This is a genomic window from Plantactinospora sp. DSM 117369, assembly GCF_053764795.1.
On sequence record NZ_CM132446.1, the window covers coordinates 533,275 to 551,632 of the forward strand.

The following is an 18,358-nucleotide window of genomic DNA, read 5'->3' on the forward strand; positions in this document are numbered from 1 at the left end:
TTCTGCTGCGAGTGATTGTCGGGTTACTCTGCTGCCGGATGCGACCTCGGTCAGGAGCTGGCATGCGGTTCGGAATCCTTGGGCCGCTCCAGGTGAGCGGCGGCGAGTCGACGGTGACCGCTGGCCGGGACAGAGTCGTTCTGGCGGTGCTACTTCTGCATGCCCCGCAGGTGGTACCGGTCGACGAGTTGGTCGACGCGGTCTGGGACGCCGACCCGCCGGTCACCGCGCGGGGGCAGTTGCAGACCTGCGTCTCCCGGCTGCGCCGGCTGCTCGCCGTGGCTGGGGTGCCCGGTGAGACGATCGTCACCGGGCCGGCCGGCTACCGCATCGTGCTCGGGCCGGACGACCTGGACGCGCACCTCTTCGAGCGGCTGGTCGCCGGGGCCCGGAGCGCCGCCGCCGAACAGAACTGGCCGGAGGCGCGGGAGGGCTACCGGGCCGCCCTCGCGCTCTGGCGCGGTCCGGCGCTCGCCGGTATCACCGGTACGGCGGTCCGCCGGGGTGCGGCGTCGCTGGACGAGCAGCGCATGCTGGCGATGGAGGACGGCTTCGAGATCGAGCTGCGGCTCGGCGGCCGGAGCGGCGACCTGGTCGCCGAACTGACCGAGCTGGTGGAACGCCATCCGCTGCGGGAACGGCTCCGGGGTCAACTGATGCTGGCGCTCGCCGACAGCGGCCGCCGGGCCGAGGCCCTCGCGGTGTTCCGGGCCGGCCGGGAGATCCTCGCCGGCGAGCTGGGCATCGAGCCCGGGCCGGCGCTGCGGGAGATCCACCGGCGGGTACTCGCCGGCGAGGTCGGGCCGGCGGACGACGAGCCCCCGCCCCGGACGCCGGTACGTGCCCTGCCCCGGGCCATCGAGGACTTCACCGGCCGGCACGAGACCATCACCCGGCTGCGCAAGGAGATCGAGGAGGCCGGTCCGCACTTCTCCGCCGTCTACGTCATCGACGGCATGCCGGGCAGCGGCAAGACGGCGCTGGCCGTACACCTGGCGACGGCGCTCGGCGCCGCGTACCCGGACGCGCACCTCTTCGTCGACCTGCACGGGCACAGCCTGCACAGCCCGCTGCCGACCAGCACGGCCGTCGGCACACTGCTGCGGCAGCTCGGGGTACCCGGGGAGCGGATACCGGCCGACCTCGACGACCGGCTGGCGCTGTGGCGTACCGAGCTGGCCAGCCGGCGCGTGCTGCTGGTGCTGGACAACGCGGCCAACACCGCCCAGGTCGGTCCGCTGCTGCCGGCCGGCCCCGGCTGCCTGACCGTGGTGACCAGCCGACGCCGGCTGGTCGGCCTGGACGGGGTACGGGCGCAGTCGCTGACCGTGCTGGAGCCCGCCGAGGCGGTCGACCTGCTGGCCCGGATCGCCGGCCCGGAACGGATCGGGGCCGAGCCGGCGGCGGCGGAGGAGGTGGTCCGGCGCTGCGGGTACCTGCCGCTGGCGATCCGGCTCGCCGGTGCCCGGTTGGCCCACCGTTCCCGCTGGCGGGTGGCGGACCTCGCCCAGCGGCTCGGCGACCCGGACCGCCCGGTACTCGCCGAGTTCGCCGTCGAGCACCGCACCCTGGCGGACGCCTTCGCGCTGTCGTACGCCCAGCTACCGGAGCCGGTCCAGCGGACGTTCCGGCTGCTCGGAGTGCACCCCGGCGTGCAGTTCGACCAGTACGCCTGCGCCGCGCTGACCGAGTTGCCGCTCGGGGTGGTCAGGGAACACCTCGACGAACTGGTCGACGCCCATCTGACCGACGAGGTGGACGCCGGACGGTTCCGCCTGCACGACCTGGTCCGGGAGTACGCCACCGAACTGGTCACCGTGGTCGGCGGCGAGCCGGAGCGGCGGCAGGCGTTGCAGGCGCTGCTCGACTACTACCTGCACACCGCCGCCTCGGTCAGCCACGTCCTCGAACCGACCGGAAACCTGCGGATGGCCGTACCGGGGCAGCCGGCCCGGCCCGACCTGGTCGCCGCCGCGGCGCAGGAGGGGCGGAACTGGCTGGAGGCGGAACGGCGCAACCTGGTGGCACTGGTCCAGCTCGCGGTGCAGGAGGGCCTGTACCGGTACGCCTGGCAGCTCGCCCGGGCCAACTGGCGGCAGCTCTATCTCGGCGGCCACCTGGACGAGCTGATCCAGACGCACACCGACGGGCTGCGCGCGGCGGAGGCGCTCGGCGACGACGCCGGGATCGCCATCATGCACAACTACCTCACCTCGGCGTACTTCCGGCTCGGCGAGTTCCAGCGCTCGGTCGAGTCGCTGCGGGTGGTCATCGCGATCTGGGAGCGGCTCGGCGACGTCGCCGGGCGGTCGGTGGCGACGGTGAATCTCGGCCTGCCGCTGATGATGCTCGGCCGGACCCGGGAGGCGGTGCACTACCTCGAACTCGGGCTGGAGCTGGCCCGGCAGACACCGGGCTGGCACGCGATGCCGAACGCCCTGACCAACCTGGGCAGCGTCTATCTCGTCCTCGGCCGCTATTCGGACGCGCTGCGGGTACTGCGGAACCGGCTGTTCATGGCCCGCCAGGTCGGCAAGATCGCCATGGTGGCGGACACGCTCGGCTCGATCGGCGGGGTGTACGGGCGGCAGGGACAGCGCGACCGGGCGCTGCGCTACATGTCCGTGGCGCTGCGGATCCAGCAGGCCCGGGGCAATCCGTTCGCCGTCGCGGACCTGCTCAACGAGATCGGCAGCATCGAGCGGGAGTGCGGCCGGCCGGAGGTGGCGGTGCAGCGGCACCGGGAGGCGCTGGCCGCGATGCGGGACGCCGGGGACCGGGCCGGCGAGTGCGCGGCCCGGAATCTGCTCGGGCGCGCCATGCTGGCGCTGGGCGACACCGAAGCCGCCCTGGACCTGCACCGGCAGGCCCTGCTCGGCGCGACGAAGATCCAACTGGCGTACGAGCAGGCCCGCGCGCTGGACGGGCTCGCCCGCTGCCTGCGGGAGACCGACCCGCCGGCGGCCCGGTCGTACTGGACCCGGGCGCTGGCCCTGCTGATCCAGGTCGACTCCCCGGACCAGCACGACGTCCGGCGGCGGCTGCGCGAACTGGGCTGAATCCGGCCGCCAGCACCGGCGAGGGCGGCAGGGCGGGCAGCCGGAGCCGCCGGTCGGTGACGGCGATCATCTGCGCGCCGGCCGGGGTCGGGGCAGGATGGAACGCGTGACCACACCAGAGGCGGCCGGCTACCGGATCGAACGCGACACGATGGGCGAGGTGGAGGTGCCCGTCGACGCGCTGTGGCGGGCCCAGACGCAGCGGGCGGTGCAGAACTTCCCGATCTCCGGGCGCGGGCTCGAATCGGCGCACATCCGGGCACTGGCCCAGATCAAGGGTGCCGCCGCGATGGTCAACGCCGAGCTGGGCGTGATCGACGAGGCCGTCGCCGGAGCGATCGTCACCGCGGCGGCGCACGTCGCGGACGGCGGCTACGACGACCAGTTCCCGATCGACGTCTTCCAGACCGGTTCGGGCACCTCGTCGAACATGAACGCCAACGAGGTGATCGCCACGCTGGCCGCCCGCGAACTGGGCCGCGAGGTGCACCCGAACGACGACGTGAACGCCGCCCAGTCGAGCAACGACGTCTTCCCGTCCTCCATCCACCTGGCCGCCACCCATGCCGTGGTGCACGACCTGCTGCCGGCGCTGCGGCACCTGGAGTTCGCCCTGGAGTCCAAGGTGGACGAGTTCGCCGAGGTGGTGAAGGCGGGTCGTACCCACCTGATGGACGCCACCCCGGTCACGCTGGGCCAGGAGTTCTCCGGGTACGCCACCCAGCTCCAGTACGGCATCGAGCGGCTGGAGAGCTGCCTGCCCCGGCTCGCCGAACTGCCGCTCGGCGGCACCGCGGTCGGCACCGGGATCAACACCCCGGCCGGCTTCGCCCCGAAGGTGATCGAGAAACTGCGCGAGATGACCGGGCTGCCGCTGACCGAGGCGCGCAACCACTTCGAGGCGCAGGGCGCCCGGGACGGGCTGGTCGAGGTCTCCGGCCAGCTCCGCACGGTCGCGGTCGGCCTCTACAAGATCGCGAACGACATCCGCTGGATGGGCTCCGGCCCCCGGGCCGGGCTGCGCGAGTTGCAGATTCCCGACCTGCAACCCGGGTCGTCGATCATGCCCGGCAAGGTCAACCCGGTGGTCTGCGAGGCGGTCCGGCAGGTCTGCGCCCAGGTGATCGGCAACGACGCCACGGTCACCTTCGCTGGGTCGCAGGGCGACTTCGAGCTGAACGTGATGCTGCCGGTGCTGGCCCGCAACGTGCTGGAGTCGATCCGGCTGCTCACATCTGTCAGCCGATTGTTCGCCGACCGCTGCGTGGTCGGCCTGGTCGCGAACGTCGACGTGGCGCTGGCGTACGCCGAGGGGTCGCCCTCGGTGGTCACCCCGCTCAACCGCTATCTCGGCTACGACGAGGCGGCGTCGATCGCCAAGGAGGCGCTGGCCAAGGAGCTGTCGATCCGCGAGGTGGTGCTCGCCCGGGGGCACGTCGAGGCGGGCCGGCTCACCGCCGAGCAGCTCGACGACGCGCTCGACGTGCTGCGGATGACCCACCCCTGACGCTCCCGGGGCCCGGTCGCCGTCGCTACCCTCGAACCCGTGGGCCTGCGCACGGTGGTGTTCGACGCGGACGAGACCCTGGTCGACCTGCGTACGGCGGTGACTGGCGCGCTGGTCGCCGTACTGGCCGAGATGCGGCGGCTGACCCCGGCGGCCCGGGACGTCACCCTGGCGGAGATCGAGGGGGACTGGGACGCCGTCTACGCCGAGCACGCCAATGCTCCGGTCACCCAGGTACGCCGGGCCGCGCTGGCCCGGTCACTGGCCCGGGTCGGCCTGACCGCCGAACTGGAGCCGATCGTCGAGCTGTACTTCGCCCGGCGGTTCGCGTTGACCCGGCCCTTCTCCGACACCCTGCCGGCGCTCGGGGTGCTACGCCGGTCGTACACGCTCGGCTTCGCCACCAACGGCAACAGCCGAGTGGACCGGTGCGGGCTGGCCGCCGCCGAGTTCGCCTTCGAGATCTACGCGCACGTCGGGGGCGTACCGAAGAAGCCGGCGCCGGAGTTCTACGCGGCGGTGCTGGCGGCGGCCGGAATGCCGCCGTCGTCGGTGGTGTACGTCGGCGACTCGCCGAGCAAGGACGTCGAGGCCGCCCAGGCGGCCGGCCTGCGCGCGGTCTGGCTGAACCGGGCCGGGCTGGACCGCCCGCCCGGCCTGCGCCCCGACGCCGAGATCCGCTCCCTGGCCGAGCTGCCGGCCGTGCTGGGCCACTGGCGGGAGAGCTCGTAGATCACGCACCATCACGAAACAGTGGTAGCCAAGTCACCCGGAGGCCAACCTTTCCGGGAAGCGGCGCGATCTCCGCTAGGAGAGCGCGGCGGCGATCTCGGTGGCGGCGGTGCGGACCTGGGCGCCGGTCTTGGCCACGTCGAGCGGAGCCAGGGCGACCACGCCGACGCTGGCCTCCAGCCCGGGCACGCCGAGCACGGGTGCGGCCACGCCGTAGGCGCCGGCCTGGAGTTCGCCGCTGGTCGCGACCGGGTCGGCCCGGCCCTGCCGGCCGGCCAGGATCGCCCGGCCGGCCGCGCCCCGGCCCAGCGGATGCCGGGCCCCGGTCCGGTACGCGACGTGGAACGCCGTCCAGCTCGGCTCGACCACCGCCAGCGCCACCCCCTCGGCGCCGTCGACCACGGTCAGGTGCGCGGTCGCCCCGGTCTGCTCGGCAAGCCGGCGCAGCGCCGGCAGTGCCCCGTCGGCGAGCAGCGGCTGGGCCCGCCGGGCCAGGTGCAGCAGCCCCGCCCCGAGCCGCAGCCGGCCACCGGCGTCCCGACGGACCATCCCGTGTTCGGTGAGCGCGCCGAGCAGCCGGTAGACCACCGCCCGGCCGACGCCCAACTGGGCGGCCGCCTCGGTCACGGTCAACCCGCCGGAGGCGTCGGCGACCAGGTGCAGCAGGCGCAGCCCACGGTCCAGGGTCTGCGCCGTCTCGCCGGCCCGGCCAGCGGGCTCCTCCGCTGGGCCGGCCGCTGTGCCGCCCGCCACCCTCGCCACACCAGGCAGCGTACGGCCGGTGCCGGCCGGCACGGGAGCGGGCATGACCGGGGCCGGGCCGGGTGGTGGTCGCGGGGTGAGCCCGGACAGACATCGGTCGGTACCCTTGTACGGTGACGCTACGCCTGTACGACACCGCCGCCCGATCGGTGCGGGACTTCGTCCCCATGCACGCCGGCAAGGTGGGGATCTACCTGTGTGGCCTCACCGTCCAGTCTCCGCCGCACATCGGCCACCTCCGGGGTGGGGTCAACTACGACGTGCTGCGGCGCTGGCTGCTGCGCAGCGACTTCCAGGTGAACTTCATCCGCAACGTCACCGACGTCGACGACAAGATCCTGACCAAGGCGGTCGAGCAGGGCCGGCCGTTCTGGTCGATCGCGTACGCCAACGAGGTGCTGCTCGGCGCGGCGTACCGCAGCCTCAACGTGCTGCCGCCGACGTACGAGCCGAGGGCGACCGGGCACATCCCGGAGATGCACGAGCTGATCAAGAAGCTGCTCGCCGACGGGCACGCCTACGTCGCCGACGACGGTTCCGGCGACGTCTACTTCGACGTCCGGTCCTACCCGGAATACGGCGACCTGTCCGGTCAGCGGCCGGAGGCGACCCAGACCCAGATCGCCGAGGAGGCCGCCGAACGGGGCAAGCGGACCGCCTCCGACTTCGCGCTCTGGAAGGGGGCCAAGCCGGAGGAGCCGGCGGACGCGGCCTGGCCGTCGCCGTGGGGGCCGGGCCGGCCCGGCTGGCACATCGAGTGCTCGGCGATGTGCTGGCGCTATCTCGGCGCCGAGTTCGACATCCACGGCGGCGGACTCGACCTGACCTTCCCGCACCACGAGAACGAGCAGGCCCAGTCCCGCGCCGCCGGCCTGCCCTTCGTCCGGTACTGGGTGCACCACGGCCTGCTCAACCTCGGCGAGGCCAAGATGAGCAAGTCGCTGGGTAACGTGGTCGACCTCGACCACGTCGCCTCGATCGGGATCCGCCCGGTCGAGCTGCGCTACTACCTGGTCGCCCCGCACTACCGGTCCCGGATCGACTACTCGGACGAGTCGCTGCGCGAGTCCGCGGTGGCGTACCGCCGGGTCGAGGGCTTCGTGCGGCGGGCCGTGGAGCGGGTCGGCGCGGGTACGCTCGGCGAGCTGCCGGCCGAGTTCGGCGCGGCCCTGGACGACGACCTCAACACCTCGGCCGCGGTCGCGGTGCTGCACGACACGGTCCGGGACGGCCAGATCGCACTGGCCGGCGGGGACAACGCCGGGACCCGGGAGGCGCTCGCCGTGGTCCGGGCGATGCTCGACGTGCTCGGTCTCGACCCCCTCGACGCGGCCTGGAGCACGAACGGGCAGGATGGAGAGCTGCGGTCCGTGGTCGACTCGCTGGTGGCGCTGGCCCTGGAGCAGCGGGCACAGGCCCGCAGCCGCAAGGACTGGGCCGCCGCCGACTCGGTACGGGACCAGCTCAAGCACGCGGGCGTGGTGGTCGAGGACACCCCGCACGGGCCGCGTTGGACGATCGGAGAACAGGACTGATGCCCGGAAATTCGGCACGAAGAGGGCGTCGGGTCAGCGCCAAGAAGGGCGCCACCACCGGATCCGGCGGCAAGAACCGGGGTGCGCTCAAGGGGCGGGGCAAGACCCTGCCCGCCGACGAGCGCCCCTGGCACAAGGCATACTCCGGCACCGAGCAGGTGCCGCAGCGCACCGCGTGGAAGCAGGCCAAGGAGCGCCGGGCCGCCGCCGAGGAGGGCCGGGCGCCGAAGGTAGGCATACCGGGGAGCAAGGACACCACCTGGGGGGCTGGCGGCGCCGGTACGAAGAAGGGCGGCCGCAAGTCGGTCAGCGCCGGGCGGGGCGCGGCCACCGCCGGGCGTACGGGTGGCAAGCCGGCTCCGCGTCCGGGCGGTCCCCGGGTCGCGCCGGGTCGCCGCTCCGCGCCCGGGCGGGAGGCGGCCGAGCTGCTGGTCGGGCGCAACCCGGTGGTGGAGGCGCTCCGGTCGCAGGTGCCGGCCACCGCGCTCTACGTGGCGCAGGGCATCGACATCGACGACCGGGTGAACGAGGCGGTCCGGACCGCCGCCGACCGGGGCATCGCGATTCTGGAGGTCAGCCGGGCCGAACTGGACCGGATGACCGGCGGCGTGCTGCACCAGGGCATCGGGGTGCAGGTGCCGCCGTTCGCCTACCAGCCCTACGAGGACATGCTCGCGGTGGCGCTGGAGCAGCCCTCCCCGCTGCTGGTCGCGCTCGACGGCATCACCGACCCACGCAACCTCGGCGCCGTGATCCGCTCGGCGGCTGCCTTCGGCGCGCAGGGCGTCTTCGTACCCGAGCGGCGGGCCGCCAGCATCACCGCGACCGCCTGGCGGACCAGTGCCGGCGCGGCGGCCCGGGTGCCGGTCAGCCAGGTGACCAACCTGACCCGGGCGCTCAAGCTCGCCCAGCAGGAGGGGTTCATGGTGGTCGGGCTGGACGCCGACGGCGAGACCGACCTCTACGACCTGGAGGTGGCGATCGGCCCGCTGGTGGTGGTGGTCGGCTCCGAGGGGCGCGGGCTCTCCCGGCTGGTCGGTGCCACCTGTGACCTGCGGGTCAGCATTCCGATGGTCTCCGAGGTCGAGTCGCTCAACGCCAGCGTGGCGGCGGCGGTGGCGCTCGCCGAGGTCTCCCGGCGCCGTCTGGCCGCCTGACCCGCCTGGCCGCCGGACCCCGCGTTACCGACGTGGCTGCCTGACCCGTCGCCCGGCCGGCTGGCCCGGCGCCTCGGCGGGGAGCGGAGCGGCCGGGACATCCCGTCCGCGCACGCTGTCGAGCTGCCCCGCCCGTGCGCCCACCGCCGTCCACGTGGTGGCCGCCGGGCCGGCCCGGCGGCCCGGCCGGGCGGAGGATGGCCGCGGGGGCCCCGGCCGGGCGGAGGATGGCCGCGGGGGCCCCGGCCGGGCGGAGGATGGCCGCGGAGGCGCCGGTCGGTGCTGGGCCGTGCCCCGTAACATGCAGGGCCGGGCAACCCCTCGCCCCCGCGGAGGAGTCGGTTCATGGCAGGTCAGGACGGAGGCTACGGGCTCGGCGTCGACCTCGGGACCTCGCACACCGTGGCGGTGCTGCGCTGGCCCGACGGCCGGACCAGACCGCTGCTCTTCGACGGGCAGCCGGTCCTGCCGTCCGGGGTGTTCCTCGACCAGGCCGGGCGGGCACACGTCGGGCGGGACGCCCAGCGGCTGGCCCAGGCCGACCCTTCCCGCTACGAGCCGAACCCGAAGCGGCGGGTCGACGAGCCGGCCGTACTCCTCGGAGACCGCGAGATCGGCACGGTCGACCTGCTGGCCGGCGTGCTCGGTGCGGTGGCCGGCGCGGCGGTGGAGGCGGTCGGGTTCCTGCCGCCGGCCGTACTCAGCTATCCGGCCAGTTGGGGATCCCGCCGCCGGGACACCCTGGCCGCCGCCGTCGCCCGGGCCGGCTGGCCGCCGGTACCGGCCGGCACCGATGCGGCGACCCGGCCTGCCGGTGGCACGCTGCTGGTGCCCGAGCCGGTCGCCGCCGCCCGCTACTTCGCCGACGTGCTGCGCCGGCCGGTGCCGGTCCGGTCCGCGCTGGCGGTCTTCGACTTCGGCGGCGGCACCCTGGACATCGCGGTGGTGCGCAACGAGGGCACCGACGAGAACGGCCGGGCCCGGTTCGTGGTGGTCGGCTCGGGCGGCGTCGCCGACCTCGGCGGGCTCGACCTCGACGCGGCGCTGGTCGAGCACCTGGGCGGGGTGATCCGGACCGCGCACGGGCCGATCTGGGAGCAACTGCGCCAGCCGGCCACGGCCAGCCAGTGGCGCAGTCGCCGGCAGTTCTGGGACGACGTACGCGGAGCCAAGGAGATGCTGTCCCGGGCCGCGACCGCACCGGTTCCGGTGCCCGGCGTCGAGCAGGCGCTGCACCTGACCCGGGACGAGTTGGAGAGCGTGGTCACCCCGCTGCTGCGCCGGGGTGTCTACGAGGCCGCGTCGGTGATCGCCGACTGTCGGCTCGGCACCGATCAGCTCGCCGGGCTGTTCCTGGTCGGCGGCTCCTCCCGGGTCCCGCTGGTGGCCCGGATGTTGCACGCCGAACTCGGCATCGCGCCGACCGTACTCGAACAGCCGGAGTTGCCGGTCGCGGAGGGCGCGCTCGCCGAACTCCCGGTCGTGACCGTACCGGCTCCCCGGGGCAGCGCCGGGGTGCCGACCAGCCCGGCCGCCGCCGGCAGTGCGGTACCGGGCCAGACCCGGGCGTACGAGGTCGGGGCCGCGGCGGTCGCCGCGCCACCCGCCCAGGCGGCTGCCGGCGGCTATCCGCCGGCCGGCGGCAGCCATCCCGGTCAGCCCGGTCAGCCGGCCCCGCCGGGCAGTCCGGCGCCGTACGGAGCCGGCGGACCGGGCCGTCCGCCCGGACCTGCACACCCGGCCGGCGGCACCGCACCGGCGGGGCTGGCCGGTCTGGTACGCCGCCGGGCGGTCTGGATCGGCGCCGGGGCGCTGGTCGCACTGGTCGGTGTGGTCGTCGCGACCCTGTTCTACCTGACCCGGGACCGCTATCCCGGCATCGACTTCGCCGCGTTCCAGGAGGTCGACCGGATCGCCACCCGCGAGGAGAACCCGTCCGCGCTCTTCACCGCCACCGGCGGCGGGCGGGCGTACGCCGGCTACCAGCGGAACGACCAGCGGCTGGACATCGCGGTACTCGACGCCGAGTCGGCGAAGGTCGATCGGTGGATCACCACGGCGGCCGGCGCCGAGCGGTGGGACTGGATCACGGCGCTGCCGGACGTGCTGCTGGTCAAGCCGGAGGTTACCGGCACCGGTACCCCGGGCGACCTGACCGCCTTCGACCCGGCGAACGGCGCGAAGCTGTGGAGCCGGCAGGTCCGCGGCGACGACAGGCTCTACCTCTTCGACGAGTACGTCGTGGTGCTCGACGAGACCGCCGACACCCTGATCGGGATCAACGCGCGCAGCGGCCCGAAGTGGACCCTGGCGAACCCGAAGGGCGAGTACAGCAGCGACTCCGTCGTCTATCCGGTGCGGACCGCCGGGGAGGTGGGCGGGGCCGCCGAGCCGGCCGGGGACGCGCCGCCACCGCTGAACCATGGTGACGAGCCGCGACTCGTGCAGATCGGCGTGGACGACTCGATCCGGGTCGTCGACGTGACGAACGGCAGAGTGGTGAAGTCCCGGGCCGACGCCGCCGACACCGACGACGAGGTGCTGGCGTACGAGGGCCAGCTCTTCGTCGCGCCGAAGACCGACGGCTACGGCCTGGCCCGGTACGACCTGGCCACCCTGGCCACGCCGACCAGCATCTACAACGCGGTGGACAAGAGCCGCCGGCCGACCGCTCTGGAGCCCTGCGGGGACAAGCAGATCTGCCTGCTGGAGACCGCCGGCTCGGACGCCGAGACCACCGAGCTGGTGGCGGTCCGGACCGACCAGGGCGCTGGCCAGCCGGCCGCCTGGCGGAAAAAGGTGCCGCAGGCGCAGAGCCTGCTGCCGGTCGGCGAGCATGCCCTGGTCCGGCTCGGCTCCAGCGACCCGGCGGCGAAACTCTTCTCCGGCGACGGTACCGAGAAGCTGAGCCGGGACGGGTTCGCCGTCCGGATCGACGGCGGCAACCTGCTGGTCTTCGACGAGCAACCGGGCACGTACAGCCAGGACGCCAGCGTCGCGGGGGTGGTCGCCGAGTCCGGAAAGCTGACCGAACTCGGCCAGCTCAAGCAGGTCATCGGGACCTCCTGCTCCTGGACCACCTCGGTCGTCGTCTGCGGCGCCCGCTCCGAGTTCGTCGTCGTCCGCTTCACCGCCGGATAGCCGGGGACGGGCCACCCGACGACCGTCGGCCGGTAGCCGCCGGGTAGGACATGATCGCGTGTCCGGAAACCGCCGGGTAGCCCAGGGTGAGCGTTGGCGGGCAAACTACGTTCATGAATATCCAGCCTGGCCGGCGGCGGCCGGTCCTGCTCCTCGGCGTACCCGCGCTGGTGCTCAGCGCCGTGGCCACGCTGCTGGCCGGTGCGGCGCTGCGTACGGCCGCCGGCGCCGAGGGCTCCGGGCCCGACCCGGTCACCGCGCGGTTCACCGCCGCCGTCGAGCTGCTGGCCGCTCCCTCCGAGGTGGTACGGGCCGGCGGCGTGCACGCGCTGGAGGGCGTACTCCGGGACGCGCCGGCCGAGCAGCCCACCGTCACCGCGGTGCTCGCCACCTTCGTCCGTCGGCAGTCGCAGGCCGACGCGGCGACGTCCGTCGGCCGGTCGGCTGGGCGCCCGGCTGATCCGGGGCGGCGGCCCGGGGTGGACATACAGGCGGCGTTGACCGTGCTCGGCCGCCGGGACCCCGACCGGGGCCTCCCGGGTGACCGGCTGGACCTGACCGGGGCGGTGCTGACCGGGGCGTCGCTGGCGCAGGCGCGGTTGACCGGGGCACTCCTGACCGGTGCCCGGCTCGACGGGGCCGATCTGACCGGTGCCCGGCTCGACCGTGCCGACCTCACCGACGCCGACCTGCGCGGTGCCGTACTCGACCGGTCCAGCCTGCGGGAAGCCCGGCTGCGCGGGGCGGATCTGACCGAGGCCCGGATCAACCTGGCGACGCTCGACCGGGCGACGCTGGCCGGCGCCCTGCTGGTCCGGGCCGCGCTGGACGGTACCGGGCTGACCGGTGCGACGCTCGTCGGCGCGGACCTGCGCGGCGCCCGACTCGACGCCACCAACCTGGCCGCCGCCGACCTGACGGAGGCGAACCTCAGCGACGCGTACCTCGGCTACGTGACCGCGCCCGGAGCGGAGCTGGTCCGGACCAGACTGGTCGGTGCCAACCTGGTCGACATCGACCTGACCGACGCCCGACTGATCGGGGCGAACCTCAACCGCGCCCTGCTGCACGGCGCCACCATGGTCGCCACGGAGGTCACCGCGGAGCAGATCAGTTGTGCCGTGCTGAGCGACCGGACCCGGCTGCCGGCCGCGATGACCCGTCCCGGGCCGCCGGCCCCGAGCTGCGCGGACTGAACCCTTCCCACCTGGACAGTGCGGCGCGTGCACCCCGTCTTTCACCTGCGACGACGACGGACCGCAAGGGGAGGTTGAAAGAGGTTCACCGACCCCGGCCGGGCCGACGGCCGCCGACCGGCGCGGCGGCGACCACGGTACGGCCGGCGCTTCCGGGCAGCGACATCTGTCCAGTCAGGGGGGCGGTGATCGCGATCCGATCGGGTACGATCCTCATCCACCACGCGCCTGAACTGCGGTTTGGGGCTCCGTCCTGCCCGGATCTTCCGCTCGAAGGTGAACATGACACCTCTTGGACCGTCAGGTCGTCCGTTGCCCGAGGGCCGCTCGGTGTGGTCGGCCACCTTCCTCCTCACCACCCTGGCCGGTACGGCGGCCGTGGTCGCCGCCGTGCTCGGCACCGACCCGCCGGGGTTGGTGGTCACCGCGCTCGCGGCGGTGGCCGCCGGGCTGACCCTGGTGCTGCTGGCGGTGCTCCGGCGCCGGCAGCAGGCCGCCCGGGCGGCGCTCGACGAGCGCGAGCGGGAGTTCGAGCGGCAGGTGCGCAGCTACCAGCAGCAGTTGGCGGAGCGCGAGACGCAGTGGCGGGACCGGGCCGAGGCCCGGTCGGCGGCGGTGGACAACGCCCTCGACCACCTGCTCCGGGTCCGGCTCCCGGCGGTACTGGCCGGGGCGCCGGTGCCGTCCGCCCGGCACGATCCGATGCTGGGCGACCGGACGACCGGCCTGATCGACGAAATCCTCGCCGAGGCGACCAGCGCGCTGAAGCGGTCGGACGAGCGCGAGGAGTCGTTGCGGCTGGCGGTGGTGGCGCTCTCCCGCCGGGTACAGACGGCGGCGCACTCCATCCAGGAGCAGGTCTCGCTGATGGCCGAACGGCACCAGCACGACCCGGACGTGGTGGAGTCCAGCATGCGGGTCGACCACGCCGCCGCGCAGCAGGCCCGGCACGCCCAGAGCCTCGCCGTGCTCTGTGGAGAGTGGCCAGGGCAGCAGTGGCAGGAGCCGCTGGCCATGGTGGACGTGGTACGCGCCGCGTCGGCCCGGATCCTGGCGTACCAGCGGGTCGAGGTCTCCGGCGACCAGGACGTGGCGGTCGCCGCCGAGGTGGTGGAGCCGGTCATCCACCTGGTGGCGGAGCTGCTGGCCAACGCCACCCAGTCGTCGCCGCCGGCCACCAGTGTGCCGGTGACGGTGCGGCGGGTGCAGCGCGGTGCGGTCATCGAGATCGACGACGGCGGCATCGGGATGGACGACCACCGGCTGGAGCAGGCCCGGGAGACGGTTTCCGGGCGCCACCCGGTCGGGCTGGGCGAACTGGGCGAGATTCCGCAGACCGGGCTCGCCGTCGTCGGCCACTACGTACGCCGGCACGGTTTCCGGGCGGATCTGAGCGAGTCCCCGTACGGTGGGCTGCGGGCCGTGGTGCTGATCCCGTCGAAGGTCGTGGAGACGGTGGACCCGCCGGAGGCGGTGGTGATGCGCCCGCCGGCCCCAGTGGTGACAGAGCCGCCGGCCGTGCGGCCCCAACCGGGGCCGAGGCCGGTCGAGGCGGAACCCGCCGATCCGGCGGCCGGCCCGACGCTGCCCCGCCGACGGTCCCGCCGGGGCGAGACCACCCCGGCCGCCCCCGAACCGGCGGCACCGGCGGCGGCCTCCTCGGAGCCGACGCCGGAGCAGGCCGGCTCCTGGATGGGCGCCTTCATCTCCGGCGGCCGGGCCGGTGCGCAGGCGGGTCCGGAGGGCTCTCGCTGACCGCCGACAACCACGAAGGATGACGAACGATGAGCGCGAAGCAAGACCAGAACTGGATGCTGGCCGAGGTGGTCTCGGTGCCGTACGTCCGGCACGCCGTGGTGCTCTCCGCCGACGGTCTGGCGATGGTCCGGTCCGAGCACACCGAGCAGGACGTCGCCGACCGGCTCGCGGCCGCCTGTTCCGGCTTGCAGTCGCTCGGCCGGAGCGTGGGCCGGGAGTTCGGGGCCGGCGCGCGGTCCCTTCGTTCGCTGATGATCGATTTCGACGGCGGATACCTGTTCGTCCGGCGGGCCGGGGACGGCTCGCACCTGGCGGTGGTGACCGAACCGGCCGTCGATCCGGCACTCATCGCGCACCAGATGCAGTCCCAGGTCAACAAGATCGGTGAACGCAACCTCGCCACCACGGCCCGGCACGGCGCCGGGGAATGACCCGGGGTGGCGGGGGTCAGGACACGACGGACCGGACCGGGGAGCCTGGATGACCCCTCCTGACGACCGGAAGCGCGAGTACCGCGACTCGGCGCTGCGGCCGTACGTGCTCACGAAGGGGCGGGCCCGCCCGTCACGTAACACGATCAGTGTCGACACGCTGCTGATCGCCACCGATCCGGTGCCGCCGCTGCCGATCTCGGCCGGTCGTCAGGAGCGTGCCCTGCTGGCGATGTGCCGGGGACTGCTCTCCCTGGTCGAGGTCGCCGCCCGACTGGAGTTGCCGGTGAGTGTCGTACGCGTACTCGCGAGCGACCTGGTCGACTCCGGCCACCTGACCGCGCGGGCCGGAAGCCCCCGCTCCGCGCAGCTTCCCCGGGAACTACTCCAAGAGGTGCTGAATGGTCTCCGCGCGCTCTGACGGTTACCTGCCGGGGACCGTGACCAAGTCGGTGAAGATTCTGGTGGTCGGCAGCTTCGGGGTCGGCAAGACCACCCTGATCGGTTCGGTCAGCGAGATCACCCCGCTGCGCACCGAAGAGATCGTCACCCAGGTCAGCGAGGGGGTCGACGACCTCGCCGGGGTGGGCGACAAGCGCACCACCACCGTGGCGATGGACTTCGGCCGGATCACCCTCAACCAGAGCCTGGCCCTCTACCTGTTCGGCACCCCCGGGCAGCGGCGGTTCTGGGACCTGTGGGAGGGGCTCGCCGAGGGCGCCGCCGGGGTACTGGTGCTGGTCGACACCCGGCCCGGGCGGCTGGAGGCCAGTTTCGAGGTCTTCGACCAGTTGGAGGTCGGCATCGAGTTGCCGTTCGTGGTGGCGGTCAACCACTTCCCGGACACGGTGCCGCACTCCGCCGACGAGCTGCGTACCGCTCTGGACCTGCTGCCGGGGACGCCGATCCTGGACTGCGACGCCCGGGACCGCGCCTCCGCGCTGGCCGCGTTGACGAGCCTGGTCCAGCACGCCCTCGACGTCACGGCCACCGCGCCGGACGACGCCACGCCGAAGATCCCCGTCTCCCAGGAAATGGTCTCGTGACAACCTCCCCCGCGATCGAGAGCCCTGCCGGTGCCCGCAAGCCGCTGGCCGAGCTGACCGGACTGATGCCGCTGGCCGCCACCACCGCCTGTCCCGACCCGCAGCACGTCTTCGCACGGCTGCGGGCCGAGCACGGTCCGGTCGCCCCGGTCGAACTGGAGCCGGGCGTGCACGCCTGGCTGGTCATGGGCTACCAGGAGATCCTCACGGTCACCCGGCAGGAGCAGGTCTACTCCTGCGATCCGGACGACTGGTCGGCCCACCACGACGGCAGCCTGCCGGCGGACTCGCTGCTGCGCCCGATGATGTCGCCGTACGACAACGCCTTCTTCGTCAACGGTGAGCGGCACCGCCGGCTGCGTGCCCCGATCGCGGGTGGGATGGCCGAGATCGACCAGCGGGCGATGCGCCGGGCGGTCGCGGCGCTCTGCACCGACGTGATCGGTTCGTTCGCCGGCCGGGGCGAGGCGGACCTGGTCGCCGACTACGCGGCGATCGTCCCGGTGCTGGCCGTCGCGGACCGGTTCGGCCTGGACGCCGTGCAGAGCCACGAACTCCAGGCCGGCCTGGCCGCGATGTTCGCCTGGGGCGCGGACGCGCTGGCCGCCCGGGAGAAGGTCATGAAGATCCTCGCCGATGTCGTCGCGGCCCGCCGGGCGACCCCGTCGGGCGACCTGACCAGCTATCTGGCCGGGCACCCGAACCTGCGCGGCGACGCCGAGGTCTACGACACCATGGTGCTGCTGCTGGTCGCGGCGAACGAGAACACCATGAGCTGCATCGCCCAGACGCTGCGGCTGATGCTCACCGACGAGCGGTTCGCCGGGCGGCTCCGGGGCGGCCGGCTCGGCGTGGACGACGCGATCGACGAGGTGCTGTGGCGGGACCCGCCGATGACGAACGCGCCGGCCCGGTACGCGCTGCGGGACACCGAACTCGCCGGGCAGCCGGTCCGGCGCGGCGACGCGATGATCCTCGGGTTCACCGCCGCGAACGCCGACCCGCGGATCCACCCCAGTGGTGAGCCGTGGCGGGAGGTCGGCAACCGGGCACACCTCTCCTGGGGCGCCGGCCCGCATGCCTGCCCGGCACAGATCCCGGCCCGGCTGATCGTGCGTACCGCCGTCGAGACCGCGCTGCACCTGCTGCCCGGGGTACGGCTGGCGATCCCGGTGGAGGAGTTGCAGGCGGTCCCCTCACCGTGGGGACGTACCCCGAGGTCGATCCCGGTGCGGTTCACGCCGGTCCGGCACACCGCCGACGGGGAGTCCTGACCGGTCGTCCCGGGCACGGGCCGTACGGCGTGAACTTGTGGCGCCCGGCCGCCGGCCCGTGTGGCGTCGCGGACCCGGTTGACGTCCGCTCCGGGAGCCGGCTATCCGGCGTCCTCCGGGGACGGCGGGGTGCCGGCCAGCCGGCGGGTGGTGGTGTGCAGCCCGAAGAGCGTGTAGCCGACCAGGATCGGGGCCAGCGGCGGCAGGACGAGCACGCAGAGCAGGGTGGCCAGCGCGACCGTACCGGCCGTGCCGAGCAGGGTCACCGGGCGGTCCCGCACGGTCTGCGCCGCCGCGCGGAGCGCGTCCCGCCAGCCCTGGCCGCCCCGCTGGCCGAGGCACACCGCGGTCAGCCCGGCGAAGCCGCCGGCCGCCACCGCCAGTGCGGCGGTGACCGCCACCAGCACCGCGCCGCCCGGTACGGCACCCCGGGTCAGCACCAGCAGGTTCACCGCGAGTACGGCGGCGGCGATCCCGCCGAGCAGGGTGGGCAGGATGCCGGGCAGTACCGCGCGGCGGAAGTCCCGCAGCACAGGCCGTACCCCGGGCCAGCTCCCCGTCTCGATCCAGGAGTGCAGTGCGGCGCTGCCGGTGGCGACCGCAGCACCGGCGGTGACCACCGGCAGCGCCGCGACGGTGATGACGATGCCGAGCAGCGCCAGGTCGGTGGCGTTGCGCAGGGTGTCCCGCCAGTCCGGTCGGGTGTCGGCGGCGGGCTGCTCCGGCCAGTTCGGAGCGGGTGGCTCGGTCATCCTCCGAG

Annotated in this window: 14 protein-coding genes; 12 read left to right on the forward strand and 2 right to left on the reverse strand. The window is 74.0% G+C overall.

Annotation, left to right across the window (positions count from 1 at the left end; all coding sequences use genetic code 11):
- Positions 1–62 precede the first annotated feature (62 nt).
- The 3 genes from ACSMXO_RS02490 (at position 63) to ACSMXO_RS02500 (ending at position 5,298) form a co-directional block, all read left to right on the forward strand.
- On the forward strand, positions 63–3,059 hold the full coding sequence (locus ACSMXO_RS02490) for a BTAD domain-containing putative transcriptional regulator (protein WP_455416550.1): 2,997 nt from the start codon (positions 63–65) through the stop codon (positions 3,057–3,059).
- Between the two features lie 106 nt (positions 3,060–3,165).
- Entirely contained in the window at positions 3,166–4,566 is a 1,401-nt protein-coding gene (locus ACSMXO_RS02495; RefSeq protein ID WP_455416551.1) for a class II fumarate hydratase, read from the forward strand.
- A 39-nt stretch (positions 4,567–4,605) separates the two neighbouring features.
- Positions 4,606–5,298, forward strand: coding sequence for an HAD family hydrolase (locus tag ACSMXO_RS02500; RefSeq protein ID WP_455416552.1), 693 nt, complete (start codon positions 4,606–4,608; stop codon positions 5,296–5,298).
- 75 nt (positions 5,299–5,373) lie between these two features.
- On the opposite strand, the gene ACSMXO_RS02505 is transcribed toward ACSMXO_RS02500, so the two are convergent.
- Positions 5,374–6,105 (reverse strand): IclR family transcriptional regulator, encoded by a 732-nt coding sequence (locus ACSMXO_RS02505; protein WP_455416553.1) that lies wholly within the window; start codon positions 6,103–6,105, stop codon positions 5,374–5,376.
- 68 nt (positions 6,106–6,173) lie between these two features.
- Between ACSMXO_RS02505 and cysS the strand changes: the two genes are divergently transcribed.
- The 9 genes from cysS to ACSMXO_RS02550 all read left to right on the forward strand — a co-directional run bounded on the left by cysS (position 6,174) and on the right by ACSMXO_RS02550 (position 17,598).
- Complete coding sequence (gene cysS / locus ACSMXO_RS02510) at positions 6,174–7,595, forward strand: cysteine--tRNA ligase (protein WP_455416554.1); 1,422 nt, start codon at positions 6,174–6,176, stop codon at positions 7,593–7,595.
- Entirely contained in the window at positions 7,595–8,752 is a 1,158-nt protein-coding gene (rlmB, locus tag ACSMXO_RS02515; protein WP_346261627.1) for a 23S rRNA (guanosine(2251)-2'-O)-methyltransferase RlmB, read from the forward strand. Before cysS ends, rlmB begins: the two co-directional genes overlap by 1 nt.
- 345 nt (positions 8,753–9,097) lie before the next feature.
- Complete coding sequence (locus tag ACSMXO_RS02520; protein WP_455416555.1) at positions 9,098–11,893, forward strand: Hsp70 family protein; 2,796 nt, start codon at positions 9,098–9,100, stop codon at positions 11,891–11,893.
- 113 nt (positions 11,894–12,006) lie between these two features.
- On the forward strand, positions 12,007–13,089 hold the full coding sequence (locus tag ACSMXO_RS02525; protein WP_455416556.1) for a pentapeptide repeat-containing protein: 1,083 nt from the start codon (positions 12,007–12,009) through the stop codon (positions 13,087–13,089).
- A 312-nt stretch (positions 13,090–13,401) separates the two neighbouring features.
- The gene (locus ACSMXO_RS02530) at positions 13,402–14,844 is read left to right on the forward strand and encodes an ATP-binding protein (RefSeq protein WP_455416557.1); all 1,443 of its coding nucleotides are present in this window, start codon (positions 13,402–13,404) and stop codon (positions 14,842–14,844) included.
- A gap of 29 nt (positions 14,845–14,873) precedes the next feature.
- The gene (locus tag ACSMXO_RS02535; RefSeq protein WP_455416558.1) at positions 14,874–15,278 is read left to right on the forward strand and encodes a roadblock/LC7 domain-containing protein; all 405 of its coding nucleotides are present in this window, start codon (positions 14,874–14,876) and stop codon (positions 15,276–15,278) included.
- Between the two features lie 49 nt (positions 15,279–15,327).
- Positions 15,328–15,699 (forward strand): DUF742 domain-containing protein, encoded by a 372-nt coding sequence (locus ACSMXO_RS02540; RefSeq protein ID WP_455416559.1) that lies wholly within the window; start codon positions 15,328–15,330, stop codon positions 15,697–15,699.
- Entirely contained in the window at positions 15,680–16,324 is a 645-nt protein-coding gene (locus ACSMXO_RS02545) for a GTP-binding protein (RefSeq protein WP_455416560.1), read from the forward strand. The genes ACSMXO_RS02540 and ACSMXO_RS02545 overlap by 20 nt, the downstream gene beginning before the upstream one ends.
- Complete coding sequence (locus tag ACSMXO_RS02550) at positions 16,321–17,598, forward strand: hypothetical protein (RefSeq protein WP_455416561.1); 1,278 nt, start codon at positions 16,321–16,323, stop codon at positions 17,596–17,598. The genes ACSMXO_RS02545 and ACSMXO_RS02550 overlap by 4 nt, the downstream gene beginning before the upstream one ends.
- A 101-nt stretch (positions 17,599–17,699) precedes the next feature.
- Here ACSMXO_RS02550 and ACSMXO_RS02555 read toward each other — a convergent pair whose 3' ends face one another.
- A complete protein-coding gene (locus ACSMXO_RS02555; protein ID WP_455416562.1) occupies positions 17,700–18,350 on the reverse strand; it encodes a hypothetical protein in 651 nt (216 codons plus the stop codon).
- Positions 18,351–18,358: the final 8 nt, after the last annotated feature.